Source organism: Acinetobacter sp. UBA2063, assembly GCF_002333245.1.
GTDB classification, from domain to species: Bacteria; Pseudomonadota; Gammaproteobacteria; order Pseudomonadales; family Moraxellaceae; genus Acinetobacter; species Acinetobacter parvus.
Genome location: NZ_DDAH01000031.1, coordinates 1 through 10,456, shown reverse-complemented (window position 1 = coordinate 10,456; position 10,456 = coordinate 1). Strand labels below are relative to the sequence as shown.

Below are 10,456 nucleotides of genomic sequence, written 5' to 3'. Positions count from 1 at the left end.
CAAGGGGGAATTATAGGGGGTTCTAAAAACTCTGTTGTATGGTCATCACTTGATCACCACGTTTTATTTCTATTTTGGCATGCCCCTCACGACGTACTTGCTCTAGTAATTGTACTTCGCTGAGTCCTGGCCCAATGGTCTGACCGTTGACCGATAGGATACGATCACCCGAGCGTAAACCCAAGGTGTTTTTTAAGGCACTGGGGGTCCGATCCGATATTTCATAACCATCCGCTCCGCCAGCGACACCCATATTTTTCAGATATTGTTCACGGTTATCCTGCATTTGCTGAATAGCCTGACCTAGAGCAGATTGTGCAGTATTCTGTGCTGGTGGTGTCTGAGGTGGCACACTGTTGCTGTTATTATTCGTAGATAATGGTGCAATTGGCTGATAAAGCCCCTTATCAAGCCCCTTGAACTTGACTTCACGGGTTGCACCATTGCCCTGCCTTAAAATGACATGATCCCAGTACACTTCCGCCAGTTGATATGAAGTTGAACCGATTATTTCCCCCACACGATAACGCTCGGCGGTATCATTCAGCTTAATCACCGCGGAAGATAAATAACTTGGGTAGCCCAGCAGGACACCCTGTAGTTCCAAATTCACATTGTCCTGTGCCGTTGTTGCAGCAGGTTCATTAAACAGTGCAAATGAACTGATGTTTGGCACCCTTGCCTGCTGTGAACCCAGCTCAACCCGATCAAACTGCATCGGCTGTGGGGGCGCAACCACCCACCAGAACAATGAGGCCAGCTTCCAGCATAACCATAGGATCAGCAATGCCAGAACCAGTGCACTGAGTTTATCCAGCTTTTGCCAGCGTAGTTGCTGCATTCTCTGCGTCAATGCATTCATTAGAAACCACCCTGCAACAATGGCTGACGGGAACTGATCACATAAGTGTCCAGTCCAGCCTTACCTTGATATGATGGAATATTCAACAGCATACGTTGTGTCAACTGTACATCCAACATGAAACTCGGATCTAAGCTAAGATTTGCCATTTTCTGGCTGCGCTGGTCACGGACATCTATCTGTAGTTGCCCGTTTTCATCCTTTAATTCAGCGATCAGGGATGGTACATTCATACGATCCTGACGCTGGCCCAAGGTATAGCTCAATTCACCGCCACCCCAATGCAACTGGCCTTTTGCCGAACCAAAACCTTTTTCTTTCTGATAGTTTAACTGCACATCCTTGAGCTGAATCGCATTTTGGGGCCATTGCCAATTTGCAAAATATTTCAGCGTCTCAGGCGAAATTGTTCCCTGTAAGTCCCTGACCATGATTTTCTGACCAAAACCATAGCCAAACACACCATTGAACTGGGTATTGCCACTATGAATATCGAGGTTGGCACCCAAGCGCATGAGCAACAGGTCTAAAGGACGTGTTTTCCAGTGCACGGAACCGCGCAGCTGGCCTTGCTGCCAATCTGCCTGTCCCTGCCAGATATTGCCGCTGACATTATGTAATATTTGATTATCTTTTGAAAATTTCGCAATTAACCATGTTGCTGGAATTTGTAAAATAATAAAAATTAAAAATGCAAATATGGCGAAAATCCACCATTTCCATTGTTTGGTTTTTTTCTTCATTCCATCCTTACCAACATGCAACAGACCGTCCATTTTGAGAAACTTGCTCTCCGAATGACATTATGCATACTTTTTCAACATCGCCAATTCTCTGATATAAAAAAACCAAGCTTTTTCAGCCTGGCTTTTGAAACAGGGTAAAGTCATCGTATGACAAAATCATGACTTTTAAAACTCGATTAGATTAAGAAATCTTCAAGTTTTGCACCTTTCTCTAACTCAGCAACCAACCAGCGTGGCTGCTTACCACGTCCAGTCCAAGTATCTTCAGGATTATTTTTATTACGGTAACGTGGTTCTACGGCTTTACGCGTTGTTTTTTTACGTTTTTGCTCGCCAAGTTCCAATAGTTCTTCAATGCTAAAGCCCAGACCATCCGCAATCGCAACAATCTGATCATAAGCATCTTCAATTGCTTGATCTTTTTTACTTACAATTAAAGCCTCAGTTTCTACTTGTAAGCGTTTTAATTCTTCAACAGATAATTTACTAATATCAGGTTTCATTCGAAATGCTCCAAATCTAAAAAAGGAAATATATCACTCAAAAATAAAAAATGAATTTTAAAATTCAAAGCTATATTAATTTACAAGTGATTAAATAATCAATATCAGAATAGTCTACTTAATCAAATCAATCCATAAAATGAGCTTTTTATTTATAATTAAATAAAATATGGACAGCTTTGCTCAATCAAATGAAATTAATCCAAATAAGCAGACTGTAAGATCTATCAACAAGAATATTAATTTTTTTCTTAATTTTGACTCATTTTTTCTTATTTGAGAAATAAAATACTGCCTCTCTTCACACAAGTCATGATCAGAAATATGCAAGAATTTGATGCAATAAATGTCTATTTTAATTCCATAAAATAGACATAATTGTCTTTACTATTCACCAGCAGCTAGATTGTGTCCTACACTCGCTTCGAGCTGAATGATTTTATCTCTAATTAATGTTGGGATATTTACTTTTTGTGAGTTTAGCTTATCTATACAAACCAATACTGCTTCACCTGTCGCCACAAGCTGATTTTGCGCCTGACTCCATAAAGTATAATGCATACGAAATGCACTATTTCGCAGTTCTTCAATACGCGCACCAATATGCAACACATCAGGATAGAATACTGGCCTTAAATATTTACACTGGCTAGAAGCCACCACAGTCAATATATCATTTTCAAATATATTTAATGCCATTAAATACGCAATTCGCGCGCTTTCAATGTATCGATAATACTGCACATTATTGACATGGCCAAAAGCATCCATATCCCCCCAAGCCACAGTTTGCTCATGAATAATAGGATAGGTAGATAGTTCCTGCATATTTTTACTCATATCTTAAAGTTAAGAAAATTCACATCATTTTCAAAGATTAAATTTAACTGCCTGATTAAATCAGGATTATCTCCCAACATGGTTTTAATGCGTAGGTAGCTCATTAAAATATTATCTGGATATAAGCTTAACAATTGTTGCGCCTCATGCTGGCGCTGAGTCGCCACATAAATATGCCACTTGGCGAACGTCAACATAGGTACACTGGTATAACGCTGCTCAAGCTGGATTATACGCTGCTCTACATAGGCATAATCTGGAATCTGCTTTAATAACTGCTGCTGGAACCAAAGATAAAATACCTCTGGATCAAAATGCTCCTGCAATAAATGCAAGGCTAAATCTTCATGTTGCAGACTCATTTCTGGCAGTCGTGCCATTAATTTCAGCCACAGGACTTTACTACTGTATGGTCGCGCCTGAATCTCGCTTTGCAGTGCCAAATAACGTCGCTGCAAGGCAATTAAATCATCGACTGAAGCCTGATCAAACTGAATCAGTAACTGCTGCAACCATAAATCACGATGTTCAGCATCAAGTAAACCCTGCTGCGTGGTACGTAAAAATAACCACGGTTTTTGTAATGCCAGCTTGCCCCATAAAATCGTGATACATTGCTGATATGCTGTTTCAATTTCACTTAACCAGGGAGAAAGCTGGTGCTGGGCAAGAAATTCCAAATGGGTCAGCGCCTTTTCAGTTTCCTGCTGCTCAAGAAAAATATCGATACGCAGCAACTCAGCCAGTTCAAAGGCCATAGGCGCCGATTTTTCCAGATGCTGCAACGCAGTTTCATAATCTCCATTGCGATAATCAAACTGCGCATCCACAATATTATTCAGCAAGCCTGATTGTGTAAAAACACGTTCTATAAATACCTGCTGGTCCTTGGCAGCATCCAGCAACCAAACAATGCCGAGTTGTTCATAGGGATGCAGGTCTCTAAAATGTAAAACTGTTTCTTTTTTTCGTTGCTCACGTGCTAAATAACGCCGAGCAAATATCCATAATAACTGTGCAAACAGACTCACCAAAATAAACAGCAGGATAAGACCCCAAACGCTGCTCTGGAATTGCCAATCGCGCCAGTAGATATAGACATAACCCGCGCCATAGCCATAGTTCAATACGGCAAGCAGGGCAAAGATTAATAGACCGACAAGTAGATAAATCAATACAAGCTGTTTCATCATTCGCTACCCCAACAAACCAAGCGTTGTCAGTTTTGGCGTTGGCACAGCAGGTAAATTCAATACTTTCTCCAGTCGGGACCTGATCTGTTGGCTATTTTGGTCAGGTAGTTTCACCAGTAACTGTATGACTTCCTGAACTGACTTTCGGTATTCAGAAGTTTGCCCCTGATTTAAGGCCTGGGATGCCAGCAATAATCGTAACTGCGCCTCCTTGAGCAGCACATGACGGTTCATTAAATCCGTAGCGGGCTGTTCAACCCTTTCCAGCCTGAACCATTTCCACCATGAACCAGTTGCAGTCTTTTGCAGCGTAATGTTGGGATTGGAGATTTCTTGCTGTATTTTTTGATCCAGTTGTTGCAGTAGATGATTCAGTTGCTGCTGTTGTTGTGTTTGTGCCAGTACAAACTGCTGAATAGCTAGCCGATCCTGTTCAATTGCTTTCATTAAACTTTGTTGCAATGCAGGAGCAACCGCATATTGAACGATCTGTTGCTGTAACTGATTTAAATGCTCAAGTGCATAGATAAACTGCTGCTGTTCCACTGCAAACTGAATCAACTGCAAGTGTTGCTTAATCAGAATAATAGGCGCGACGCCTGTCATTGTCGCTGGCATCGTCACCATGTCTTCAGCAGGTTCCACAACACGGTTATTCTGGGCCTGACGCTGTACAGCAACAAACTGGTCATTCAGCAGTGCATAGCGCTGTTGTGTTTGATCAAGCTGCTGTTGAAGCTGGGGAATCGTTTGAGAATATTGTGCAACATCATAACTAAGCTTGGCCAACCACACCAAACCCAGTGCTAATATTAAATATACAATTTTTCTCATAGATTTCCTTGCCAGTCATTTATGCGTTGAATCATCCCTGATGCAGACAAATTTTCAAGCGGAATAATGTTAAATGCCCCACCTGCCTGCGTTGCTGCATTTTCCATTATCTTCACCAAACGCTCACCCAATACCAGATAAACCCATTGTGCTTGAATAAGGTCCTGGCCGCAAAGCTGTTGCCAGTAATTCCAGCTTGCCTCGCTGCTGATCAACACCATCGTCGGTTGATCGCGTTGAATTCTTGATAAGATATCGGGAAAACGCTTCAAGCTTATTTCAGGACACTGTCGATGATACAGCACAAAGTTAAGAATACTGATACCCCGCTGTTGCAACTGCTGCATCATAAACTGTCGCCCACCTTGACCACGCCAAAACGCAATCCGACTTAAATGGGGATGCTGCCTTAAAATCGGCAGTTGCAGCATGCCCTCAGAGTTTTCAATCTCAGGTGCATCACTTTTAATATTAAACTTTGCTAATGCCTGTGCGGTGGTTTTTCCAACCGCAATCCACTGAATATGCGCCAACCGTTCCAAAGTGATACCTGCCTGTTGCAGATAACACATCCCGATCTCAACAGCGGTTGGACTGACCACAACAATCACCTGCACCTGTTCAAGCTGTTGGTAAAGTTGCTGCAATGCCTCAGAAAAAGATTCCGCCACCAATTCCAGCAAGGGTAGGCTTTCAACCTGATAGCCTGCCTCAGTCAATGCCTGGGTGAGGCTGGAGGCACGATCTGAAGGGCGCGTATTAATAAAAAGCATTAATAAAGCGCTTTTAGCAATTCACCTGCACCTTGCTCCAATAAGCATTGTGCAAGTTGTTCACCTAATTGTTCAGCATCTTCTGAAGTTCCAACCAATTGTTGTTTTAGCAAGATTTTCCCATCAACACTTCCCACACGGCCTTCTATCTGCAACTTTTGGTTATTTAGGGTTGCATATCCTGCGATTGGAACTTGACAGCCACCTTCTAAATAGGCATTAAACGCACGTTCTGCACGCACACAGATTGAGGTTTCTTCATGCTGTAATGGTTGAATGATTTTTAATAATGCCTCATCATCTGCACGACACTCTAAGCCCAATGCACCCTGACCAACAGCGGGTAAACTTAAAACAGGCGCTAAACAATGACGAATTCGATCTGCCAAACCTAAACGCTTTAGACCTGCACTAGCTAAAATAATGGCATCATATAAACCATCATCAAGTTTTGATAAACGTGTACCCACATTCCCACGTAAGTCAATAATCTCTAAATCAGGGCGTATTTGTAAAATCTGGCATTTGCGACGCAAACTAGATGTACCTACTTTGGCACCTTGAGGTAACTCATCAAAACTTTGGTAATGATTCGAAACAAAGGCATCAAGTGGGTCTTCTCGCTCACAAGTCACAGCGAGCGTTAAACCTTCTGGTAAGTGCATCGGCACATCTTTCATTGAATGGACCGCCAAATCAGCACGCCCATCCAGCAATGCAGCTTCCAGTTCTTTAACGAATAATCCTTTACCACCAATTTTTGCCAAAGGTGTATCTAGAATTTTATCACCCTGCGTCACAAACTTAACCAACTCAACCGTTAAATCGGGATAAAGCGCATTTAAACGGGAGCGAATATGCTCCGCCTGCCAAAGTGCAAGAGGGCTTTGTCGAGTCGCAATTTTCAAGGTTTTCATAAATTCAAGTTAAGCATGGGTCAAAACAATTGTTTCAAACTTAACTTGCTCACCTAAAATTGCAAGCAAAAACTGATTTTTCATCTGACTTAAGTTCAATATTTTATAATTGATGCATGCATTCTCTTAAGCTTGGTAAATCACGGCGACTCACCGACAGGCGTTCATCCAGCTCACGTAATCTAACCTGATACTGACCAGCAGCAATCAGCTCCAACCCTTCTAAATAATCAAGAGAAACTAAAGCATTACGATGAATTCGAATGAAACGATCTGAAAACTCAGATTCTAGCTCTTTTAAAGTTTCATCAATTAATACACTGCCATTTTTATGGCGTACTGTGACATATTTCTGATCTGCTAGAAAATAGTAAATATTTTCTATTGGAATAAGTTCGACCCCGCGATAAGTTTTCGCAGCAATTTGATGACGTTGAGTTTTAGTATCGTACATATCGTCTTGTTGTTGTAAACCAGTCATTTGTGCTTGTGTAAGTTGCGTCAGACTATTAAACACCTGTTGTAAATCTTGTTGTGCAATAGGCTTGAGCAAATATCCCTGTGCTTGAAACTTAAACGCTTCCAATGCGTGTTGATCATATGCTGTACAAAAAATAATAGCTGGACGAGGGCTAAGATGACTGATCTGTTCAGCACACTCCAATCCATTCATTCCAGGCATTTGAATATCTAATAGAACAACATCGGGCGAATCATTTTCAATATGGTTTAACACATCCTGCCCATGATGCGCCGTCGCAATCACTTCATGACCCATTTGGGTCACTAAACGTGACAAACGCTCTACTGCGAGAGGTTCATCATCAGCAATCAGAACTTTCATCCTCTCCTCCTTGTCACCGTTAACTTCATCCGTCGTTTTTATGGTTAACTTATTATTTTACTCGATAGTGATAACTTACCACCGTGGTATATAACGATACTCCCCCATAAACCTGAAACTTCACTGTCTGTCCATAATAGGCTTTCAGGCGCTGTTTTACATTTTCTATTGCAATACCATTCCCTTGTCTCGATTTTATTGTATCGTGAGAATAAGGGTTAGTAATGACTATACTGACTTGATTTTGCAATATTTCAACCAATACACTAATGGTTGAGGGCTGTAAAACTTTTTCTACCCCATGAAAAATACTATTCTCTAGCAAAGGTTGCAATGTTAATAATGGAATCGTGACTCGTTTTAATTCTAAAGACGTAGCCTGTATATTCCATTCTACCTTTAAACGCTCTCCTAAACGTAATTTTTCAATACTTAAGTACTGCTGACACAAGTCAATTTCTTCAGCCAAACTCACCAATTTCAACTCTTGAAAACTGGCGCGGAATAATCGTGACAAGTTAATCAACATGTTTTCTGCTTTGTCAGGATCAATTGAAATCAAACTTACGACACTGTTTAAACTATTAAATAAAAAGTGTGGATGAATACGGGCCTGCATCGCCTGAATGCGTGCATTCAGCTCACTGTATTGCTGTTTGAGCCATTGTTCACGCATATATAGGTAACGCATGCAAAACGCGCCCAGCAATATGCCGTAGCTTAAATGCAGGCCCACACCCTGAAATAAAACCTGTTCTGAAAAGTCTGTTAAAGGTGAAGCCCAGTACTGGATTATATTTACCGCACAAGTGGTAAACAAAACAACCAGTTGAAGCAAAATAAAGCCTAAAATTAATGCCATTTTCTGACTAAATTTGGCAAAAAACTCCTGAAAATAACCAACCAGTGCAGAAAAGGACAGAATCACCCAGTTAATAAAGCACATATATTGCAAAACACGGGCGGTTTCCAATGCCTGCCATGAACGTGCCTCTGCCAGTGCCAACACCATCGCCAGCACATTACTGGCAACAATTAATTCCAATAAGTGTTGCCATTGCCCAATTTTCGTAAAAAAATAGGAAGCTGATGTCTGATCCTGTACATTGTCATGACGCATTTGCAATAACTTGTTGCGTCGAGTTTCGGCAACTGCGTTTGGATTTGCTATACTCTTTTTTATTTTACTGAGCCGCCATGACCACATCTTCTCAATCCTCTTCTTCAGCAAGCCCTAATCAAACCTCTGGAATGTGGGGCGGTCGCTTCTCTGAAGCAACAGATGCATTTGTTGCAGAATTTACCGCATCTGTTCAATTTGACCAACGTTTTTATAAACAAGATATTGCAGGTTCGATTGCACATGCAACCATGCTTGCTAAAGTTGGTGTACTGACTGAGGCTGAACGTGATGATATTATCCAAGGTTTGAATACAATCAAAGCTGAAATCGAAGCGGGTAATTTCGAATGGCGTATTGATTTAGAAGATGTACACATGAACATTGAGTCTCGCTTGACTCAACGTATCGGCATCACAGGTAAAAAATTACATACAGGTCGTAGCCGTAATGACCAGGTTGCAACTGACATCCGTTTATATTTGCGTGATGAAATTGATGACATTTTAGGTTTATTACTACGCTTACAAAAAGGCCTACTGAGTTTAGCAAGTCAAAATACTCATACGATTATGCCTGGTTTTACTCATTTACAAACAGCTCAGCCAGTAACATTTGGTCATCACCTATTGGCTTGGTTTGAGATGTTGGTTCGCGATACTGAACGCCTTCAAGATTGCCGCAAGCGTGTTAATCGCATGCCACTCGGTTCCGCAGCCTTGGCAGGAACAACCTACCCAATTGATCGCGCATACACAGCCGAATTACTGGGTTTTGAAGCAGTTTCAGAAAACTCGCTCGATGCTGTTTCCGATCGTGACTTTGCCATTGAATTTAACGCTGCTGCATCATTGATCATGATGCATTTATCACGTATGTCTGAAGAACTGATTTTATGGACTTCGGCACAATTTAAATTCGTGAACATCCCAGATCGTTTCTGCACAGGCTCTTCAATTATGCCGCAGAAGAAAAATCCAGATGTACCTGAACTTGTTCGTGGTAAATCAGGTCGCGTGTTTGGTGATTTAATCAGCTTATTGACTTTAATGAAAGGTCAACCTTTGGCATATAACAAAGACAACCAAGAAGATAAAGAGCCTTTGTTTGATGCAATTGATACCGTTCGTGGTTGCTTAATGGCCTTTGCAGACATGGTGCCTGCACTGGTTCCAAACATTGAAATTATGCGTGAAGCAGCACTTCGTGGTTTCTCTACAGCAACTGACCTTGCTGATTACCTTGTGAAGAAAGGTGTTGCTTTCCGTGATGCACACGAAATTGTAGGTAAAGCAGTTGCGCTTGGTGTGGCTGAAGAAAAAGATTTATCTGAATTAACACTGGAACAGCTACAACAATTCTCTGATTTGATCGAAACAGATGTATTTGATAAAGCCTTAACTTTAGAAGCTTCTGTGAATGCACGTGATCATATCGGCGGGACATCACCAAAACAAGTTGAAGCAGCCATTACTCGTGCACACAGTCGCCTAGAACAGTTATACGCTTAAGGATAAATCATGACTAGACAAGTATTTTGCCGCAAATATAAACAAGAGCTTGACGGTTTGGACTTTGCACCATTCCCTGGTGCAAAAGGTCAAGAATTCTTTGAGACGGTTTCAAAACAGGCTTGGCAAGAATGGTTAAAACACCAAACCACGCTCATTAATGAAAAACGACTCAATGTATTCGAACCCGATGCGAAGAAGTTTCTTGAAGAGCAACGAGAGAAGTTCTTCAACAATGACGAAAGTGTTGAAAAAGCAGAAGGTTGGACGGAACAAAAGTAAATCGTTTCATCTAGGGTCTGTTGAGAATTAC

The 10,456-nt window shown here is 41.3% G+C and carries 12 protein-coding genes; 2 read left to right on the top strand and 10 right to left on the bottom strand.

The annotated features are described in order from the left end of the window. Nucleotides 1–22: 22 nt before the first annotated feature. The 10 genes from B4H32_RS01595 to B4H32_RS01550 all read right to left on the bottom strand — a co-directional run bounded on the left by B4H32_RS01595 (nucleotide 23) and on the right by B4H32_RS01550 (nucleotide 8,719). On the bottom strand, nucleotides 23–862 hold the full coding sequence (locus B4H32_RS01595) for a type II secretion system protein N (protein WP_004680744.1): 840 nt from the start codon (nucleotides 860–862) through the stop codon (nucleotides 23–25). Next, nucleotides 862–1,605: a type II secretion system protein N gene (gspN, locus tag B4H32_RS01590; RefSeq protein WP_034422379.1), complete on the bottom strand. Its 744-nt coding sequence runs from the start codon at nucleotides 1,603–1,605 to the stop codon at nucleotides 862–864. Before gspN ends, B4H32_RS01595 begins: the two co-directional genes overlap by 1 nt. 179 nt (nucleotides 1,606–1,784) lie before the next feature. Then, nucleotides 1,785–2,111 carry an H-NS family nucleoid-associated regulatory protein gene (locus B4H32_RS01585; protein ID WP_004674327.1) on the bottom strand — a complete coding sequence of 109 codons (327 nt, stop codon included), beginning with the start codon at nucleotides 2,109–2,111 and terminating at the stop codon, nucleotides 1,785–1,787. A 387-nt stretch (nucleotides 2,112–2,498) separates the two neighbouring features. Then, nucleotides 2,499–2,939 carry an acyl-CoA thioesterase gene (locus B4H32_RS01580; protein WP_004756336.1) on the bottom strand — a complete coding sequence of 147 codons (441 nt, stop codon included), beginning with the start codon at nucleotides 2,937–2,939 and terminating at the stop codon, nucleotides 2,499–2,501. 8 nt (nucleotides 2,940–2,947) lie between these two features. Beyond that, a complete protein-coding gene (locus B4H32_RS01575) occupies nucleotides 2,948–4,141 on the bottom strand; it encodes a heme biosynthesis protein HemY (RefSeq protein ID WP_286799413.1) in 1,194 nt (397 codons plus the stop codon). 6 nt (nucleotides 4,142–4,147) lie between these two features. Further along, on the bottom strand, nucleotides 4,148–4,978 hold the full coding sequence (locus B4H32_RS01570; protein WP_286799408.1) for a hypothetical protein: 831 nt from the start codon (nucleotides 4,976–4,978) through the stop codon (nucleotides 4,148–4,150). Further along, the gene (locus B4H32_RS01565) at nucleotides 4,975–5,751 is read right to left on the bottom strand and encodes a uroporphyrinogen-III synthase (protein WP_004680749.1); all 777 of its coding nucleotides are present in this window, start codon (nucleotides 5,749–5,751) and stop codon (nucleotides 4,975–4,977) included. Before B4H32_RS01565 ends, B4H32_RS01570 begins: the two co-directional genes overlap by 4 nt. After that, nucleotides 5,751–6,668 carry a hydroxymethylbilane synthase gene (gene hemC, locus B4H32_RS01560; RefSeq protein ID WP_004680750.1) on the bottom strand — a complete coding sequence of 306 codons (918 nt, stop codon included), beginning with the start codon at nucleotides 6,666–6,668 and terminating at the stop codon, nucleotides 5,751–5,753. The genes B4H32_RS01565 and hemC overlap by 1 nt, the downstream gene beginning before the upstream one ends. 103 nt (nucleotides 6,669–6,771) lie before the next feature. After that, nucleotides 6,772–7,512: a LytR/AlgR family response regulator transcription factor gene (locus B4H32_RS01555; protein ID WP_286799407.1), complete on the bottom strand. Its 741-nt coding sequence runs from the start codon at nucleotides 7,510–7,512 to the stop codon at nucleotides 6,772–6,774. Between the two features lie 52 nt (nucleotides 7,513–7,564). Further along, a complete protein-coding gene (locus B4H32_RS01550; RefSeq protein WP_004680752.1) occupies nucleotides 7,565–8,719 on the bottom strand; it encodes a sensor histidine kinase in 1,155 nt (384 codons plus the stop codon). Here B4H32_RS01550 and argH point away from each other — a divergent pair. Next, nucleotides 8,710–10,143, top strand: a complete 1,434-nt coding sequence (argH, locus tag B4H32_RS01545; RefSeq protein ID WP_010589461.1) for an argininosuccinate lyase — start codon at nucleotides 8,710–8,712, stop codon at nucleotides 10,141–10,143. The genes B4H32_RS01550 and argH overlap by 10 nt on opposite strands. 9 nt (nucleotides 10,144–10,152) lie before the next feature. Beyond that, entirely contained in the window at nucleotides 10,153–10,425 is a 273-nt protein-coding gene (locus B4H32_RS01540) for an oxidative damage protection protein (protein ID WP_004659388.1), read from the top strand. Nucleotides 10,426–10,456 lie beyond the last annotated feature (31 nt).